Annotated in this window: 16 protein-coding genes; 10 read left to right on the forward strand and 6 right to left on the reverse strand. The window is 72.0% G+C overall.

Going from position 1 to position 17,690, the window contains the following annotated elements:
* Positions 1–48 precede the first annotated feature (48 nt).
* The 6 genes from ruvB to ACIA77_RS37910 all read left to right on the forward strand — a co-directional run bounded on the left by ruvB (position 49) and on the right by ACIA77_RS37910 (position 7,991).
* Positions 49–1,080: a Holliday junction branch migration DNA helicase RuvB gene (gene ruvB / locus ACIA77_RS37885; RefSeq protein WP_395890988.1), complete on the forward strand. Its 1,032-nt coding sequence runs from the start codon at positions 49–51 to the stop codon at positions 1,078–1,080.
* Between the two features lie 144 nt (positions 1,081–1,224).
* Positions 1,225–1,653 carry a preprotein translocase subunit YajC gene (yajC, locus tag ACIA77_RS37890; RefSeq protein WP_395890920.1) on the forward strand — a complete coding sequence of 143 codons (429 nt, stop codon included), beginning with the start codon at positions 1,225–1,227 and terminating at the stop codon, positions 1,651–1,653.
* A 205-nt stretch (positions 1,654–1,858) separates the two neighbouring features.
* Positions 1,859–3,619 (forward strand): protein translocase subunit SecD, encoded by a 1,761-nt coding sequence (gene secD / locus ACIA77_RS37895; RefSeq protein WP_395890921.1) that lies wholly within the window; start codon positions 1,859–1,861, stop codon positions 3,617–3,619.
* Position 3,620: 1 nt separating this feature from the next.
* Positions 3,621–4,892: a protein translocase subunit SecF gene (gene secF / locus ACIA77_RS37900; protein WP_395890922.1), complete on the forward strand. Its 1,272-nt coding sequence runs from the start codon at positions 3,621–3,623 to the stop codon at positions 4,890–4,892.
* Positions 4,893–4,897: 5 nt separating this feature from the next.
* Positions 4,898–5,416, forward strand: a complete 519-nt coding sequence (locus ACIA77_RS37905) for an adenine phosphoribosyltransferase (protein ID WP_395890923.1) — start codon at positions 4,898–4,900, stop codon at positions 5,414–5,416.
* Between the two features lie 211 nt (positions 5,417–5,627).
* Complete coding sequence (locus ACIA77_RS37910) at positions 5,628–7,991, forward strand: RelA/SpoT family protein (RefSeq protein WP_395890924.1); 2,364 nt, start codon at positions 5,628–5,630, stop codon at positions 7,989–7,991.
* Here the strand turns inward: ACIA77_RS37910 and ACIA77_RS37915 are convergent.
* Positions 7,975–8,823 (reverse strand): alpha/beta fold hydrolase, encoded by an 849-nt coding sequence (locus ACIA77_RS37915; protein WP_395890925.1) that lies wholly within the window; start codon positions 8,821–8,823, stop codon positions 7,975–7,977. The two genes, ACIA77_RS37910 and ACIA77_RS37915, sit on opposite strands and share 17 nt — an antisense overlap.
* A 164-nt stretch (positions 8,824–8,987) precedes the next feature.
* Here ACIA77_RS37915 and ACIA77_RS37920 point away from each other — a divergent pair, with 164 nt between their 5' ends.
* Positions 8,988–9,767 (forward strand): enoyl-CoA hydratase/isomerase family protein, encoded by a 780-nt coding sequence (locus tag ACIA77_RS37920; protein WP_395890926.1) that lies wholly within the window; start codon positions 8,988–8,990, stop codon positions 9,765–9,767.
* 10 nt (positions 9,768–9,777) lie between these two features.
* Here the strand turns inward: ACIA77_RS37920 and ACIA77_RS37925 are convergent, their stop codons facing one another.
* Complete coding sequence (locus ACIA77_RS37925; protein WP_395890927.1) at positions 9,778–10,563, reverse strand: aminotransferase class IV; 786 nt, start codon at positions 10,561–10,563, stop codon at positions 9,778–9,780.
* A 3-nt stretch (positions 10,564–10,566) separates the two neighbouring features.
* Complete coding sequence (locus ACIA77_RS37930) at positions 10,567–11,451, reverse strand: peptidylprolyl isomerase (RefSeq protein ID WP_395890928.1); 885 nt, start codon at positions 11,449–11,451, stop codon at positions 10,567–10,569.
* 145 nt (positions 11,452–11,596) lie between these two features.
* Between ACIA77_RS37930 and ACIA77_RS37935 the strand changes: the two genes are divergently transcribed.
* Complete coding sequence (locus tag ACIA77_RS37935; protein WP_395890929.1) at positions 11,597–12,175, forward strand: MBL fold metallo-hydrolase; 579 nt, start codon at positions 11,597–11,599, stop codon at positions 12,173–12,175.
* Entirely contained in the window at positions 12,172–12,837 is a 666-nt protein-coding gene (locus tag ACIA77_RS37940) for a hypothetical protein (protein WP_395890930.1), read from the forward strand. The genes ACIA77_RS37935 and ACIA77_RS37940 overlap by 4 nt, the downstream gene beginning before the upstream one ends.
* Here the strand turns inward: ACIA77_RS37940 and ACIA77_RS37945 are convergent.
* The 3 genes from ACIA77_RS37945 to ACIA77_RS37955 all read right to left on the reverse strand — a co-directional run bounded on the left by ACIA77_RS37945 (position 12,809) and on the right by ACIA77_RS37955 (position 16,453).
* On the reverse strand, positions 12,809–13,090 hold the full coding sequence (locus ACIA77_RS37945; protein WP_395890931.1) for a hypothetical protein: 282 nt from the start codon (positions 13,088–13,090) through the stop codon (positions 12,809–12,811). The two genes, ACIA77_RS37940 and ACIA77_RS37945, sit on opposite strands and share 29 nt — an antisense overlap.
* Positions 13,091–13,178: 88 nt before the next feature.
* Complete coding sequence (locus ACIA77_RS37950; protein WP_395890932.1) at positions 13,179–15,407, reverse strand: YibE/F family protein; 2,229 nt, start codon at positions 15,405–15,407, stop codon at positions 13,179–13,181.
* A 68-nt stretch (positions 15,408–15,475) separates the two neighbouring features.
* Complete coding sequence (locus ACIA77_RS37955) at positions 15,476–16,453, reverse strand: GlxA family transcriptional regulator (protein ID WP_395890933.1); 978 nt, start codon at positions 16,451–16,453, stop codon at positions 15,476–15,478.
* A 98-nt stretch (positions 16,454–16,551) separates the two neighbouring features.
* Here ACIA77_RS37955 and ACIA77_RS37960 point away from each other — a divergent pair, with 98 nt between their 5' ends.
* Positions 16,552–17,250 (forward strand): DJ-1/PfpI family protein, encoded by a 699-nt coding sequence (locus ACIA77_RS37960; protein ID WP_395890934.1) that lies wholly within the window; start codon positions 16,552–16,554, stop codon positions 17,248–17,250.
* The last annotated feature ends 440 nt before the right edge of the window (positions 17,251–17,690 follow it).

The following is a 17,690-nucleotide window of genomic DNA, read 5'->3' on the forward strand; positions in this document are numbered from 1 at the left end:
GAGAACGAGGTGACGGAGTTCGACGCCGGCGGCGACACCGACGAGACCATGTCGGCGTTGTCGCAGAACGGCGAACGCGAGGTCGAGACGACGCTGCGGCCGCGCCGGCTCGACGAGTTCGTCGGCCAGCACCGCGTGCGCGAGCAGCTCGAGCTGGTGCTCGAGAGCGCGCGGCGCCGCGGGGTGCCGCCCGACCACGTGCTGTTGTCCGGTCCGCCCGGCCTGGGCAAGACCAGCCTCGCGATGATCGTGGCCGCCGAGCTCGGCGCGGCCATCCGCATCACGTCCGGCCCGGCGCTGGAGCGCGCGGGCGACCTCGCCGCGATGCTGTCGAACCTCGCGCCCGGCGACGTGCTGTTCATCGACGAGATCCACCGCATCGCCCGGCCCGCCGAGGAGATGCTGTACCTCGCGATGGAGGACTTCCGCGTCGACGTGGTGGTCGGCAAGGGGCCGGGCGCCACGAGCATCCCGCTCGATATCGCACCGTTCACCCTGGTCGGGGCCACCACGCGGTCGGGGTCGCTGACCGGGCCGCTGCGCGACCGCTTCGGCTTCACCGGCCAGATGGAGTTCTACACCGACGCCGACCTGGAGCTCGTCGTGCGCCGCGCCGCGACGATCCTCGGCATCACCATCGACCGCGACGGCTGCGCCGAGATCGCCCGCCGGTCGCGGGGGACACCCCGCATCGCGAATCGGCTGCTGCGCCGGGTCCGTGACTACGCCGAGGTGCGCGGCGACGGCACCGTGACCAGGGACGTCGCGCGCGCCGCGCTGCAGGTCTACGACGTGGACGAACTCGGGCTCGACCGGCTCGACCGCGCCGTGCTGACGGCGCTGACCCGCTCGTTCGGCGGGGGACCGGTCGGCATCTCGACGCTCGCGGTCGCCGTCGGTGAAGAGGCGACCACGGTGGAAGAGGTGTGTGAACCGTACCTGGTCCGCGCGGGTATGCTCGCCCGGACTCCGCGTGGCCGGGTCGCGACCGCGGCCGCGTGGGAGCACCTCGGCCTGGTGCCGCCGCCCGAGACCGGGCGGTCGGACCAGGGCGGTCCCACGTTGTTCGACCAGGGCTGACGCGGGGCGCCGGGCACCGTCGGCGGGGGCGCAACAGACGGTGGGTGCTGGCGATTTCGCGAGCACCTGGCACACTCGAAGACAGCACATCCGTCAAAACCGGGCGCGAGCGGCGACCACGCGGCGCCCGTCGAATGGAGAGTCATGAACAACTTACTGCTGCCGTTGCTGCTGCTGGTCGTGGTGGCCGTGCCGCTCGTCCTCGGTACCCGCAAGCAGAAGAAGCAGCAGGCAGCCCAGCAGGACCTGCAAAAGAGCATCGCCCCCGGTGACCGCGTCATGACCACTTCGGGCCTCTACGGGACCGTCGCCGACGCGTCGGGTGACGACACGATCGACATCGAGATCGCCCCCGGGGTCGTCACGACCTGGCTGCGGATCGCGGTCCGCGAGAAGATCGCGCCGGCTGTCGAGACCGACGAGACCGAGACCGAGACCGACTCGGACGAGACCGTCGGCGGTGTCGCGTCGACCTCGTCGGCTTCCGAGGCGCCAGTCCAGGAGTCCATCTCGGACGAGGGCGAGAAGTCCGGTGCGCAGATCGCGCCCCCGCTGGAGCACGGGAAGAAGTGACCTCGCTCTTCCCCGGGCAGTGACGCTTCCGTAGCCGACGAAAGTCGGTACGGGCGAACGCAGGGCTCACGCAGCACCGAGTACTGTCTCGGTGCTGCGTGCGTGTCCGCCGCCATAGTCATGCCCAGCAGCGTTCCGGGAGAACCTTCCCGGCTCGCTCACCGAACCAGTTGGGGTCCACCCAGTCCGAGGAGACCGAAGCACCGTGGCACCATCGGCCGGGCATCTCCGCCCGGGACGCTATCTCGCTTTCTTCGCCCTGATCGTGATCGTGCTGTACGCGCTGGTGTTCTTCACCGGCGGCGGCAAGCCGACGCCGAAGCTGGGCATCGACCTGCAGGGCGGCACCCGGGTCACGCTCACCGCGCGGACCCCGGACGGCGGACAGCCCACGCGCGATTCGCTCAACCAGGCGCGCCAGATCATCGAGACGCGCGTGAACGGCATCGGCGTCGCCGGCACGGAAGTCGTGCTCGACGGCAACAACGTTGTCATCACGGTTCCGGGTGCGCAGGGCGACGAGGCCAAGAGCCTGGGCCGCACGGCGAAGCTCGGCTTCCGCAAGGTCATCACCTCGCAGCCCAACACCCCGGCGGCCCCGCCCGGTGCGGGCACGCAGGCACCTCCCTCGGGCGGCCAGGCGCCGCCGCCGGCTTCGGGCGCCCCCGCGGCCCCGCCGTCCGCGACCGGTGCGCCGTCGAGCGCCCCGAACGGCGGTGGCGGTGCGGCCGGCGCCCCGGCGCAGCAGCCGCCGAGCACCACGCCGTCGGCGCCCCCGGCTTCGTCCGGCGCCCCGGCGGCCGGCGACAAGGCGAAGACGCCGATCGAGCAGGCGCAGGCGATCCGGCAGAACCCGGACCTGGCCTCCACGGACCAGGCGAAGGCGCAGGCCGCTCAGCAGGCCGCCCTGGCTTCCCTGACGTGCGCGCCGAACGTGGCCGACCCGCTCGAGGGCAACGACATCGCGAACAAGCCGCTCGTCGCGTGCGGTGACAAGGACGCGACGAAGTACGTGCTGGGACCGGAGTTCCTGCCGGGCACGGAGATCGCCGACGCGACCTCGGGCTACGACCAGCAGCGCGGCCAGTGGGTCGTCGACCTGACCTTCAAGGGCGCGGGCAGCAAGACCTGGGGCGACTTCACCTCGGCCAACGTCAACTCGCAGGCCGCGTTCGTGCTCGACACGAACGTCGTCTCGGCGCCGACGATCCAGTCGGCCATCCTCGGCGGCAACACCCAGATCACCGGGCAGTTCACGCAGGGTGAGGCGAAGGACCTGGCGAACGTGCTGAAGTACGGTTCGCTGCCGCTGTCGTTCGACTCGTCCGACGCGACCACCGTGTCGGCGACGCTGGGCTCCGCGTCGCTGCAGGCCGGCCTGCTGGCCGGCGCGATCGGCCTCGTCGTGGTGTTCATCTACTGCCTGATCTACTACCGCCTGCTCGGGATCCTCACGATCCTCTCGCTGGCGCTGTCCGGCCTGCTGGTCTACGCGGTGCTGGTGCTGCTCGGCCGGTGGATCGGGTACACGCTCGACCTCGCCGGCATCGCCGGCCTGATCATCGCCATCGGCATCACGGCGGACTCGTTCGTCATCTACTTCGAACGGCTCAAGGACGAGATCCGGGAAGGGCGCACGTTCCGGTCGGCGGTGCCGCGTGGCTGGGCCCGCGCGAGGCGGACCATCCTGGCGTCCGACGCGGTGAGCTTCCTCGCCGCAGCGATCCTGTACGTGATCGCCGTCGGCGACGTCCAGGGCTTCGCGTTCACCCTCGGCATGTCGACGGTGCTCGACCTCGTGGTGGTCTACCTGGTCACGCACCCGCTCGTGGCGATGGTGTCCACCTCGAAGTCCCCGTTCCTGTCCAATCCCCGGAACCTCGGCCTCGGTGCCGTGCAGCAGCTGGCCTCGTCGCGCAAGTCCGCGCGTCCGTCGGTCGGCCGTACGAACGTGAAGGAGGCCTGACGTGGGCGTCGAAGACCTCGGCACGGATGCCGAAGCCAAGGAACCGCGCTCAGGCGGCTCGTCGGCTCCGGCCGGTCAGGCGAAGAAGAAGGAAAGCGTCTTCCACCGGCTCTACGTCGGCACCGGTGCGTTCGACATCGTCGGCGCGCGCAAGCGGTGGTACATCTTCTTCGCCGTGCTGGTGCTCGTGTCCATCGGTTCGATGGCGATCCGCGGCTTCAACTTCGGCATCGAGTTCGAGGGCGGCACGCAGATCCAGCTGCCCGCCCACGGTGCGCGCGGCGAGATCACCACGTCGCAGGTGACCGAGTCGTTCACCAAGGCGCTGGGCGAGCAGCCGTCGGAGACCCAGCGCGTCGGCACCGGCAACGCGGCCACCATCCAGATCCGCTCGGAGGCACTGCCGGCGGACCAGGTTGCGAAGGTGAAGCAGCAGCTGTTCACCGACTGGGCGCCGATCGGCGCGAACAACCAGCCGAGTGCGCAGGCCATCAGCGACAGCGCCGTGAGCGCGTCGTGGGGCGGGGAGATCTCGCGGCAGGCGCTGATCGCGCTCGCGGTCTTCCTCGTGGCCGTGGTGATCTTCCTGGCGATCTACTTCGACACCCGGATGGCGGCGGCCGCGCTGGTGTCGCTGATCCACGACATCGTGGTCACCGCCGGTGTGTACTCGCTCGTCGGCTTCGAGGTCACGCCGGCGACGGTGATCGGCCTGCTGACCATCCTCGGGTTCTCGCTGTACGACACGGTGGTGGTGTTCGACAAGGTCCGCGAGAACACGCGCGGCCTGCTCGGGCTGACCCGCCGCACTTACGCCGAGGCGGCGAACCTGGCGCTGAACCAGACGCTGATGCGGTCGTTCAACACGGCGTTCATCGCCTTGCTGCCGATCCTCGGCCTGCTGATCGTCGGGTACGTCCTGCTCGGCTCGGGCACGCTGCAGGACCTGGCGCTGGTGCAGCTCACCGGCACCCTGGTCGGCGTGCTGTCGTCGGTCGCGCTCGCAACGCCGCTGCTGGTCGACTTCAAGATGCGTGAGCCGAAGTACCAGCAGCAGGCGCAGCGCGTCGCGGCCCGCCGTGCGAAGGCCGCCGCTCGCGACGCCGAGGGCGACGACTTCGACGCGACCGACGAGGACGCGCTGGCGGCCGAGCTCCGCAAGGAGAAGGCGATGGCGGCGGCCGCCGGGGTGCCGGCCCGCACGCCGAAGGCGCGGCCGCAGAACAAGCCGCGCCGCAGCGGTGGCGTGTCGTCGGCGAAGCGGAAGCGCTGAGTCCGGTGGACCTGGAAAAAGCCCTCGGCCTCATCGCCGAGGTGCCGGATTTCCCCGAGCCCGGCGTGCTGTTCCGCGACCTGAGCCCGCTCTTCGCGGACGCCGCCGGCTTCGCCGCGGTCGTCGACGCACTGGCCGGCACGCTCGACCCCGGGGTCGAGCTGCTGGCCGGCGTCGAGGCCCGTGGTTTCCTCCTCGCCGCGGCCGTCGGGTACTCCCGCGGCCTCGGCGTGGTGCTCGTCCGCAAGCCCGGCAAGCTGCCGTCGGTCGCCGGCCGCGTCGACTACGCGCTCGAGTACGGCACGGCGAGCGTGGAGCTGCCCGCGGGCGTCGTGCGCCCCGGCACCCGCGTCACGGTCATCGACGACGTCCTCGCCACCGGTGGCACGGTCGCCGCGACCGCGAAGCTGCTGGAGAGCGCCGGGGCTGTCCTGGACAGCGTGTCGGTGGTGCTGGAGCTGGCGGCGCTCGGCGGCCGGGCCGTCCTGGCGGGCCGGCGGATCGAGGCGCTGCGGGTCGTCTGAGCGCCGGCCTCGCCTCGCCCGTGGCGGGGATGGCTGCGGGCCGTGGCCTGATCGGTACGCCCCGTCGCCGGGGGAAGCTGCGCTGGTCACGCGGTGTTGAAACCGGTGTGGCCCGCGGCGCGCCGACTGCCGATCGGACGTGGGCGACGAGGCCACGCGGTCGAACGGCTACCCTGGGGGTTCGAAGGCCGCACGAGAGCAGGAGGTGCGGGTGAGCCAGGAGCTCGACGCCGCGGTGCCCGCGAAGCCGGGGCCCGCGAAGGACAGCGCCGGAGCACGGGGTGCGCAGGCGGTTCCGCCGCCGAAGGCGAACGGAGCCGCGCCGAACCCGTCGGCGACGCGGCGGGTGCGGGCGCGGCTGGCGCGCCGCATCACCGCACAGCGCGCCGCACCCGTGAAGCAGGTGCTCGAGCCCCTCGCCGTCATCCACCGGGAACTGCACCCGAACGCGGACCTGGCGCTGCTGCAGCGCGCCTACGACGTCGCCGAGGAACTGCACCGCGAGCAGCGGCGCAAGTCGGGCGACCCGTACATCACGCACCCGCTCGCGGTGGCCACGATCCTCGCCGAGCTGGGCATGGACACCACGACGCTCGTGGCGGCGCTGCTGCACGACACCGTCGAGGACACCGGCTACTCGCTGGACCAGCTCAAGGCCGACTTCGGCGACAAGGTCGGCGAGCTCGTCGACGGCGTCACCAAGCTGGACAAGGTCAAGCTCGGCATGTCGGCCGAGGCCGAGACGATCCGCAAGATGGTCATCGCGATGGCGAAGGACCCGCGGGTGCTCGTGATCAAGCTGGCCGACCGGCTGCACAACATGCGCACCATGCGCTTCCTCCCGCCGGAGAAGCAGGCCCGCAAAGCACGCGAAACGCTCGAAGTGCTGGCCCCGCTGGCCCACCGCCTCGGCATGGCGACGGTGAAGTGGGAGCTCGAAGACCTCGCGTTCGCGATCCTGCAGCCGAAGAAGTACGACGAGATCGTGCGCCTGGTCGCCGACCGCGCGCCCTCTCGCGACACCTACCTGCGCAAGGTGATCGCGGACCTCACCGGCAACCTCGTGTCGTCGCGGATCACCGCGAAGGTCGAGGGCCGGCCGAAGCACTACTACTCGATCCACCAGAAGATGATCGTCCGCGGGCGCGACCTCGACGACATCCACGACCTGGTCGGCGTGCGCATCCTCGTGGAGGACGTGCGCGACTGCTACGCCGCCATGGGTGTCGTCCACGCGCTGTGGCAGCCGGTGCCCGGTCGCTTCAAGGACTACATCGCCCAGCCGCGCTTCGGCGTGTACCAGTCGCTGCACACCACGGTGATCGGCCCGGACGGCAAGCCGCTCGAGGTGCAGATCCGCACCTACGAGATGCACCGCACCGCGGAGTACGGCATCGCGGCCCACTGGCGCTACAAGGAAACCAAGGGCACGCACACCGGCAACGCGATGGACATCGACGAGATCGCGTGGATGCGGCAGCTGCTCGACTGGCAACGGGAGGCCGCGGATCCGGGCGACTTCCTCGAGTCGCTGCGCTACGAGCTGGCCGCGCGCGAGATCTTCGTCTTCACGCCGAAGGGCGACGTGATCACGCTGCCCGCCGATTCGACACCGGTCGACTTCGCCTACGCCGTGCACACCGAGGTCGGGCACCGCTGCATCGGCGCCCGCGTGAACGGCCGGCTCGTCGCGCTCGAGCGCAAGCTGGAGAACGGCGAAGTCGTCGAGATCTTCACGTCGAAGGCGGAGAGCGCCGGCCCTAGCCGCGACTGGCTGCAGTTCGCCGGTTCGCCGAAGGCGCGCGCGAAGATCCGGCAGTGGTTCGCGAAGGAACGCCGCGACGAGGCGATCGACGCGGGCAAGGAAGCGATCACCAAGGAGATCCGCAAGGTCGGGCTGCCGATCCAGCGGCTCGTGTCGGCGGAGTCCATGGGCTCGGTCGCCAAGGAGCTGCGCCACAGCGACATCTCGTCGCTGTACGCGGCCGTGGGGGAGGGCCACACCAGCGCGAAGCACGTGGTGCAGCGGCTGGTCGCGCTCATCGGCGGCGTCGACGAGGCGGAGGAGGAGCTCGCCGAGCGGGCCACCCCGTCCACCGTCACGCGGCGGCGCGGGTCCAACGACGTCGGCGTGATCGTCAAGGGCACCAGCGACGTGTGGACCAAACTCGCCCGCTGCTGCACTCCGGTTCCAGGCGACGAGATCCTCGGCTTCGTCACGCGCGGCGGCGGCGTCAGCGTGCACCGCACGGACTGCACCAACGCCGAGGACCTGCGCACCCAGCCCGAGCGGCTCGTCGAGGTCGAGTGGGCGCCCTCCTCGTCGTCGGTGTTCCTCGTGGCCATCCAGGTCGAGGCGCTCGACCGGCACCGCCTGCTCTCGGACATCACGAAGGTGCTGGCCGACGAGAAGGTCAACATCCTGTCGGCGTCGGTCACGACCTCGCGCGACCGCGTGGCGGTGAGCCGGTTCTCGTTCGAGATGGGCGATCCGAAGCACCTCGGCCACGTGCTGAAGGTGGTGCGCGGCGTCGAGGGCGTCTACGACGTCTACCGGGTCACGTCGGCTTCCTGAGCCAGGTCAGGAGCGCCTCGGTCACCTCGGCCGGGCGCTCCACCGGCGGCAGGTGACCCGTGTCGAGGTAGTCGATGCGCTGTGCGCCGGGGATCTCCGTGGCGAACAGGTCGGCCAGTTCGAGGAGCCCGGACCCGTCTTCGAGGCCGATGAGCACGAGCGTGGGCGCCGTGATCTCGCCGAGGCGGTGGCGGGTGTCCGGGACGTCCTCCGTCCACTGAGGACCGCTCCACTCGCGCCGGTACAGGTTCTCGCACATGTCCAGCGCCCGGGCGTACACGGTTTCGTCGAGGGCGTCGGGGGTCCGGTGTGGACCGACGACGAGGTGGTCGACGTTGGCCTTCGCCATGGCCGTCACGTCGGCGGGGTCGATCCGCTCGGCGGTGCGGCTGCGGTAGCGCTCGAGTTTCTCCGGCGGGACCGCCTTGAACATGGCTTCGCGGATCTCGGCGGCCATCGGTTCGGGCCAATCGTGGCCGGACAGCCCGGCGCCGACGAGCGCGATGCTGCGGACGCGCTCCGGCGCGGCGAGTGCGGCGTCGAGGGAGTACGCGCCGCCCATCGACGAGCCGACGAGGTCTGCCTGGCCGACGCCGAGCTTGCTCATGAGCGCCAGCAGATCCCGGTGGTGCGAGACGGTGCCCTCGGGGTCGGCCGAACCGCCGTGACCGCGCCGGTCGTAGCGGATCACGCGGTGCTCGCGCGCGAGCGCCGTGAACTGGTGGTCCCACATGCGCCGGTCGGCGAGCCCGGCGTGCAGAAGGATCACCGGTGGTCCCTCGCCTGCTTCGTCGTACCCGAACCGCACGCCGTCGACCTCGATCGTCCCCATGGCGGCCACGCTAGCGTGGCGAGCTGGTCGCAGCAGCGGGTTTCGCGCAGGGCGATCCCGTTACCGATCCGGCCAAGAGCAGGCGGACCCCGGCAACCGCGCGCCGACGGGTTCCGTCGCGGCTGTGGTCGGATGGGTGACGAACCGCGCAGTAGGGTGCTGGCATGACCGACGGATTCGAGTTCACGCGCGACGGCGAAGTGGCGCGGCTGACGTTCGCCCGGCCGGAGAAGATGAACGCCATCACCTACGGCATGTGGTCGGCGATCCCGGACGTCGTGGCGGAGGTCGAGGCCGATCCGGCGCTCAAGGTGCTGCTGCTGACGGGCGCAGGCAAGCATTTCTCGGCCGGTGCGGACATCAGCGAGTTCGGCGAACTGCGCTCCACCGCCGACGGTGCGGCCACCTACGACAAGGCCGTCGACGGCGCGGTCGCCGCCCTGACCTCGATGCGCAAACCGTCCGTCGCCATGATCCACGGCAACTGCATCGGCGGCGGCTGCCAGCTCTCGGTCGCGTGCGACTTCCGCTTCGCCGCGGAAGACGCGCGTTTCGGCATCACGCCCGCGAAGCTCGGCATCGTCTACCACTTCGACTCGACGCGCCTGCTCGTCTCGCTGGTCGGCCCCGCGAACGCCCGCTACTTCCTGCTGTCCGGCGAACTCGTCGACGCGCTTCGCGCCCGCGAGATGGGTCTCGTCAACGACGTCCACGCGCCCGAAGGCCTCACCGCGGCCACCGCGGCCTTCGTGGCGACCTTGTGCTCCCGTTCGCAGGCCTCGATCCGCGGTATGAACCGCATCATCGAGAAGATCGTGGCCGGCCAGGAGACTCCGGATGAGGAGGTGGACGACATCCGCCTGGCGGCGTTGCACGGCGAGGACTACGCGGAGGGCGTGGCCGCTTTCCTGAACCGCCGCGCCCCGAAGTTCACGCACCGCTGAACGGGACGCGTCAGATTTCGTCCCAGTGCGCGGTTTCGTACGCGTCGGTGAGCAGCCGCGCGGCCGCGGGATCGTTGCGCAGCACCACGTCGTCGACGGACGCCACCGGGCGGCCGATCGTTTCGGAGTTGGTGAGGAACACGGCGTCGAAGCCGGGCAGGTCGCGCGGGTGCACCTTGCGGGTCACCTGCGCGACGCCGGCGGCGGCCAGGCGATCACGCAGCACGAGGTGGGTGATGCCGGGCAGGACGGCGGCGTCGGGCCACACCACCGTGTCGCCTGCCAGGAACCCGACGTTCCAGATGGACGCTTCGCTGATGTGTCCACTGTGGTCGAGGAACAGCGCGTCCTCGTACCCCGCGAGCACGGCTTGGCGCGAGTGGTGGATCAACCCGAACGTGCCGGTGTGCTTCACCTCGGGCAGGTCGCGTTCGTAGCGGACGAACCTCAGCCGGATCGGGTCGGCGACGTGCTCGTGCGGGGGACCGGTGCGCACGAGGACCTCCGGCGCCATCACGGGGTCTTCCTCGCTGGACCGCGAGAAGACGAGCACCCGCATGGAAAGCGCGCCCCGGCCGACGACGAGCCGGCGCAGGTAACCGCGCACGAGATCGGTGTCGAGGTCGCTGCCGAACAGCAGCTTCGTGCTCGTGACGAGGCGGGTGAGGTGGTGCTCGAGGCCGCGGACCCGGCCGTCGCGGACCTGCATCGCCGTGAAGTGGCCGTAGCTGCCCGCGGCAGCAGCGAGCTGAACGGCGCTGGGTTCAGCGCCGTTCAGCTCGAGTGCGAAGGACAACGATCAGGCGGCGACGTTCACGGCCGTGAACTTGACCTGCTTCTTCGGCTCACCCGTCGCACCGTCCTGGCCGACGGTGCCGATGCCGGTCTTCGCGATCTGGTCGAGGACCCTGAGGCCTTCGTCGGAGATGCTGCCGAAGATCGTGTACTGCGGGGGCAGCTCGGCGGTGCCGTAGACCATGAAGAACTGGCTGCCGCCCGAGTTGGGCTGGCCGGTGTTGGCCATGGCGAGGATGCCGCGGCCGTACTTCGCTCCGTCGATGAACTCGTCGGGGATGGTGAAGCCGGGGCCGCCGGTGCCGTCGCTGTTCACGTCGCCCTTGGCGTTCGGGTCGCCGCACTGCAGCATCTGCAGGTCGGTGACACCGAGGCGGTGGCAGATCGTGTCGGTGTAGAAGCCCTGCTTGGCCAGGCTCACGAAGGCCTGCACGGTGCACGGCGCGAGCGCCCGGTCGAGCGTGATCGGGATGTCGCCCGCGGTGCTCTTGAACGTGATCTCGACCTTGCCCTGCGACGGCACGTTCTTGCCGTCCGGCGCCGTGGTCTTCTTCGGCGGCGCGCTCTGCGTGTCGGCCGGGTACGAGCACGTGGTCGGGTTCGGGAGCGCCTTCGGCCGCGTCGGCAGAGCCGTGCGCTGCGTCGGGATGTTGCCGACCGTCGGCACCGGCGGCGCGGAACTCGACGGCGGCGGGCTCGCGGCGGCCGTGGAGTCGCCGCTGCCGCCGCTGTTCACGACCCAGACCACGACTCCCGCGACGATGAGGACGACACCGCCGACCACACCAGCTCCCACGATCTTGCGTCGCTTGGCCCGCTCCTGCCTGCGCACGAGCTGCCGCTCGAGTTTGCGCTTAGCGGCTTCACGGCGCTGCTGGTTGGTCGCCACCCGCCCTCCAGTTCCCGCTCGGTGTCACACGTCTGAGGTAGCGGCAGTGTATGGGCACAGCCTGTGAGGACTCTGTACAGGGGCCGCTAGTCTCGACCCGATCGTGATCGGCGCCGCTCGGCGGGAGCCGGGAGAGGAGGGTTTGGTGCTCGTCGTCGGATTCGCGGCCGGCCCGCTGCGCGCCAACTGCTACCTCCTCGCCCCGGCCGCGGGCGGCGAGTGCGTGGTGGTGGATCCCGGGCAGGACTCCGGCGAACCGCTGGCCGCCGCGCTCGCCGAGCACCGCCTCACGCCCGTCGCGCTGCTCGCCACCCACGGCCACCCCGACCACGTCGCCGGCGCGGCGGGCCACGACCTGCCGCTGCACCTGCACCCGGCCGACCGCGAGTGGTACGACGGCCCGTCGGTGCCGCTCGCCGAAGGCCCGCTGGAGCTCGCCGGGCTCGCGCTCGAAGTGCTCTCCGTACCCGGGCACACGCCGGGGTCCGTGGCGTTCGCCGCGACGGCGAGCGAAGGTGGCAGGCTGCTGCTCACGGGGGACACGCTGTTCGCCGGGTCGATCGGGCGTTCCGACGGCCCCGACCTGGAGAGATCGTTGCGCACGAAGCTTCTGGGGTTGCCCGACGACACCGTGGTCCTGCCGGGCCACGGACCCGCCACGACCATCGGCCGCGAACGCGCGAGCAACCCCGCGCTCACCGGGGCGGAGGCGTGCCGGGCATGACCGAGCAGGGTGGCGCGAAGGACTCGGCGGTTCCCCCGGAGCGGTTGCCGCTGTTCGCCGAGGACGCCAAGCTGCGGCGCCGCCGGGCGTGGTCCGGGGTCATCGGCGCGTTGATCGTCGCCGCGGCGTGCGGCGGGATCTCAGGGCTCTTCGGCGGGCAGCTCGTGGGGCTGATCGTCGCGGTGGTGATCATGCTGCCGCTGGTCTACGTCGTGCTGTACACGCTGCGCCGCCGCATCTGGCTCGAAGGCACGGAGCTGATCGTGCGCACGTGGGGCGTGCGGCGCATCGACCTCGTCACCGCGGAACGGCTCGACATCGTGATCGCCGACGTGCGCGGTACGCGGACGGTGAGCCTGCTCGTGAACGCGGGCAAACGGCGCCGCGCGGTGAAGCTCGACCTCGCCGTGTTCGCCGGCACCGGCGGGCGTGAGCTGGGCGCGCTGCAGCTGCGCCGTCTTGCCGACGCGCTGCTGAACAACACCGAAGCCAACGGCCTGGTGTTCTCCGAGCTGCTGGTGGCCGAACTGCGCGCCGAGGCCCGCGGGGGCGGCGTGGCCGAGCGCCCGCTGTACCGCCTCGCGTCGGCGGCCCCGGCCGGGCGCTACCTGCAGCGCTTCCCGATGGAAGCCGTCAGCCGCTTCGTCGCGACGCTGGAGTGACGCGCGCTTCTCCGGCGGCGCGGTCCTCCATGCCGTCGACCCTGGCGCGGATCTGCTCGACCTGGTGCGCGAGCTCCGGCAGCTCCTCGGCGACGTAGGCGAGCAACCGCTCGAGCTGGCGCAGCGTCTTGCGCACGTCTTCGACGGCGGTCGCGAGCCGCGGCACGGCTTCGGCCGCTTCGAGCAGGGCTGCGAACAACCGCCGGACCAGGTGCGCGGTGACCCGCGGTCCCGCCAGCACGGCTGAGAACACGGCCCCTCCTCGGGTACGGATGTGCTCGCCTCGTCGCGCACTTCGTACCGCAGCCGCCGCGGCGGGTTCGGAGCGGGGTTCGTTCGTGTTACTGGTGTGACGGGAGCGTATTCGTGGTGCTCACGAGGTGGCTGACGGGCTCGCGCGCCGCGATGAGGGCCGCGAGGATCGTCGTCACCGGCACGGCCGCGACGATGCCGACGGAGCCCGCGAGCGTGCGGATGATCTCCGACGCGATGTCCTCGCTGCCGAGCAGCGCGCCGAGCCCGACGCCGGAGATCGACGAGTACAGCAGCACCGGCAGTGCGGCACCGGCGTAGGCCATCACGAGGGTGTTCACGGCCGAGCCGACGTGGTCGCGTCCGATGCGCAGGCCCGAGCGGTACAGCTCGCGCCAGCCCAGCGACGGGTTCGCGCGCCGCAGCTCCCACACGGCGCTGGTCTGGGTGACCGTGACGTCGTCGAGCACACCGAGCGCGCCGATCACCACACCGGCGAGCAGCAGGCCGCGCGCGTCGATGCCGTGGCCGAGCGAGCCGATCAGGGTGGACGTGCTGTCGTCGAGCCCGGTCAGCGACGCGCCGATCGAGAAGATCGCCGACAGGATTCCGATCAGCGCGAGGCTCACGAGCGTGCCCAGCACCGCCACCGACGTTCTCGCCGACAGGCCGTGGGTCAGGTAGAGGGCGACGAACATGATCGCGCCGGCGCCCGCGATCGCGACCAGCAGCGGGTTCTCGCCGGACAGGATCGAGGGCAGCACGAACAACGCGATCACCACGAAGCTCAGCACCAGCGCGACGAGCGCGGCGAGCCCCTGCCAGCGGCCCAGCACGAGCACCGCGATGGCGAACAGCCCGGCCAGCAGCAGGAGTGGCGTGCCGCGCTGGAAGTCGACGAGCTGGAACGACGCCGGGTCGGTGGCGTTGCCGCCGTTGTAGGCGAGCACGACGGCGTCGCCGGCCGAGAAGCGCGGCGTGCTCGGCTCGATCGGCACGATGAGCTGCAGCGGTTTCCCGTTCGCGGGCCCGTCGGTCATCGTCAGGTTCACGGTCAGGCACGGCTTCTGGTCGGGGTCGGGCTGCGAGCCCACCTGCACCTGGCCCTGCGCGAGGCACGGCCCCGTGGCGGTCGACGTGATCGACGCCTGCACCGGCGTGCCCTGCGGCACCGCACTCGTCGGCGCCGGCTTGCCCCACGGGTACAGCACGATCATCCCGACGACCGTCGCGAGGGCCAACGGGGCCAGCAGCCAGATGAGCAACTTCCGCACCCGCGCCGACGCGGGGGCCGCGGGGCCGTGTCCGTGGCCGTGCCCGTGACCGTGGCCCGTCCCGGCGAGGGCTGCGCGGAGGCCTTTGCCCGGTGCGGCTTCCACCGGGAGGCCGGGGTCCGGGTCGGCGCCGTGGGCGTGCCCGGCGTGGGTGGACGCTTCGGCCGCGAACTCGTCTTCCGGTCCGGCGGGGCTGGTTCGGCGGCCCCTGCGGGCGCGGGCTTCGGCCGCGAACTCATCTTCCGGCTCGGCGGCGCCGCGGGGTTGCCCGGCGTGGGCAGCACGGCGGCTCCTGCGGGCCGGGGATTCCGCCCCGAGGTCGGCTTCCGGACCGCCTGCGCCCTGGGCCTGCCCGGCTGGGCCTGCGCGGCGGCCGCTGCGGGAGGGCCCTTCCGTCGCGAAGTCGGCTTCCGGGCCGGCGGTGGGGTCACCGGCGGGAGGTGCGGTCCGGGTGCCTTCGGCGCGGGCGCGGCGGGGGTCGGCGGCGCGGCGGCGTCCGGCGGGCGGGGGAGTTTCGCCCGTGCGCGCCGGCACGGGGTTTTCCCCGGTGCGGCGTGCGGCGCGGCGGTCAGCGGGTGCGCCGGGTTCGGCGGTGCGCTGGGCGCCGGGGTCGTCGCCGTCGAGGCGGGCCGAGAGGGAGGAACTGCTGCCGCGGCGCGAGCCGGGTGGCGGGGTGTCTCCCGTGCGGGTGCGGCGGGCCGCGGGTGGTGGCGTGTCGCCCGTGCGGCGGGAGCGGGGTGGCGGGGTGTCACCCGGACCGCCGTTGCGGTTGCGGCGTGCGGTCGCCGGTGCGTCGCCGGGCTCGCGGTTCGGCGCGGCGCGGCGCGAGCCCGGTGGTGGCGTCTCGCCGGAACGGCGCGGCGGCAGCGGGGTTTCGCCCGTGCCACGCCCGCGGCGCGGGGGTTCGTCGGCGGCGGGCCACGAGGGCTCGTCGCCGGTGCGGAGGCGGCGGGGGGTGCCGTCGGTGACCCGGCGGATGGGGCCGGTGTCGTCGGCGTCGTCGTCGGCGAAGTCGGGGTAGTCGGGCGGGGCCACGGCGGACATAGTGCACTCCGCGTGCCGCCCTCACCCGTACCGGGTGGGGGAGGACCCGGTCGTTTCCGGCGTTTCGCTCAGCCGAGGGCCTGGCGCAGGTGCACGCGGCGGTAGGCCGACGGCGGGGTGTCGAAGTGGTCGAGGAAGGCTTGCCGCAGCGTTTCGGTCGAGCCGAAACCGCAGCGGCGCGCGATGGCGGCGAGCGGGAGGTCGGTGCCGGCGAGCAGGCGGGCGGCGTGCTCGGCCCGGACGGTCCGCACGTACTTGCCGGGCGTGGTGCCGAGGTGAGCGTCGAACAGGCGCGTCAGCTGCCGCGTGCTGATGCCGGCCTGGCGGGCCAGCACGGGCGTGCCGAGGTCCTCGGCGAGGTGCTCGGCCACGAACGCCGTGAGGTCGCGGACCTGCCGGTGCTCCGGCGGCGGGCCGGACAGGAACATGCTCACCTGCGCCTGGTTGCCGGGCCGCTGCAGGTACGTCACGAGCGCGCGGGCGGCTTCGCGGGCGAGCGTCGGGCCGTGGTCCGCTTCGACGAACGCCAGCGCGAGGTCCAGTCCGCTGGTGACGCCGGCGGAGGTGTAGACGTCGCCGTGGCGGATGAACAGCGGCACCGGGTCCACGGTCACCGCCGGGTACCGGGCCGCGAGCTGCGCCGCGTACGCCCAGTGCGTGGTCGCGCGGCGGCCGCTGAGCAGGCCGGCGGCGGCGAGCACGGTTGAGCCGGTGCACACCGACGCCGTGCGGGCGCTGGTTCGCGAGAGGCGGCGGACGTGTTCGAGCAGGCGCTCGTCGGCCGCGGCCGTCTTGTGGCCGACGCCGCCGGAGACGATCACCGTGTGGAGATCACCCACGACCTGGTCGAGGCGGACGTGGGGCGTGAGCGTGATCCCCGACTGGCAGCGGAACGGATGACCGTCCACAGTGGCCAGCCGGATGCCGTACGGCGGCCGGGCGCCGAGCCGGTTGGCGGCGTCGAGCGCGTCGGAGACGCACGCGATGTCGAGCAGTTCGGCACCGTCGTACGCGACGATCACGACCTGCCGTTCCGGTCCCACCATGATCGAACGTTAGCAGGTCAGCAGGCCGATCGACGTGGTTCGCAGGATTACGGACATGGGCCGCCCCGGCCCGGCGTTTCACGGGCACGCTGGTTCCCATGACCGAAAAGACGTTCGCCTTTGTCGTGTATCCCGGGCTGACGGTGCTCGACCTGGTCGGGCCGCTGCAGGTCCTGAGTGCCTACGCGCTGATGGAGCCGGAGTTCCGCGTCGTGGTGGTCGGCGAGTCCCTCGACGCCGGCGGCACCGACACGCCGCTGCGGATCGCGCCGAGCCACACGTTCGAGCAAGTTCCGGAACCCTTCGGCGTCCTCGTCCCGGGCGGTTCCGCCCCGACGCTGCAGGCACTCGCGAACCGCCCGCTCATCGACTACCTGGCCTCGGCCGCCCGCACGGCCACCCTCATGACGTCGGTTTGCACCGGCGCCCTGCTGCTCGGCGAGGCCGGCCTCTTGACCGGCCGCAACGCCACCACGCACTGGATGTTCCGCGACCTGCTGCGCGCGTTCGGCGCCACGCCCGTCGCGAAGCGCTGGGTCGAGGACGGCCCTGTCATCACCGCCGCGGGCGTCTCGGCGGGCATCGACCTGGCCCTGCACCTCGTCGACCGCCTCGCCGGCCCCGAGCTCGCCCGCCGCGTCCAATTCGGCATCGAATACGACCCCGAACCACCCCTCGGCGCCCTGGACTGGACGGCGGCCCCGCACGCCGACCTGAAGCCCCTGCTGGAGTACTCACTGGGCGACGTCCTCACCGACCGCCCGGATCTGAAGGCGAAGCTGCTCGAGTACGCCTGATCGGGGTTGCGCCGCCGCACCCGGGTGTCCGGCGCCGCCCTTGTCGCTCGTCGAGGGGCGGCGGACTGGGGGTGAGGGGACCGTTCGCGCCGATGGGGCGTTGCCGGGGGTAGCCGAACGGTCCCCTCGCGGGGGCGGGATGACGGGGATGACGGGTGGCGCGGTGGTCCGGACGGGGTCTCGGTGGCGAGGCGGAGCGCGGTGCCGGCCGCGGGAGGGATGGGGCCGCCCGCCCGCGCGCCAGCGCTCGCTTCTGGACCCAGGGACCATTCGAGCCTTCCGCGCGCGGCATGGCCTGCCCCGAGGGGACCGTTCGCGCGGTGGGGTTGCGCCGTAGCTGGCCGCGAGGGGACTGGCCGCGCCTTACGAGAGTGGCGTGGCCGGCGCGAGGGGACCAGCCGAGCCTTTGCGGGCGCGGCATGGCCTGACCGTGAGGGGAA

Source organism: Amycolatopsis sp. NPDC051903, from assembly GCF_044452505.1.
Taxonomy (GTDB): domain Bacteria; phylum Actinomycetota; class Actinomycetes; order Mycobacteriales; family Pseudonocardiaceae; genus Amycolatopsis.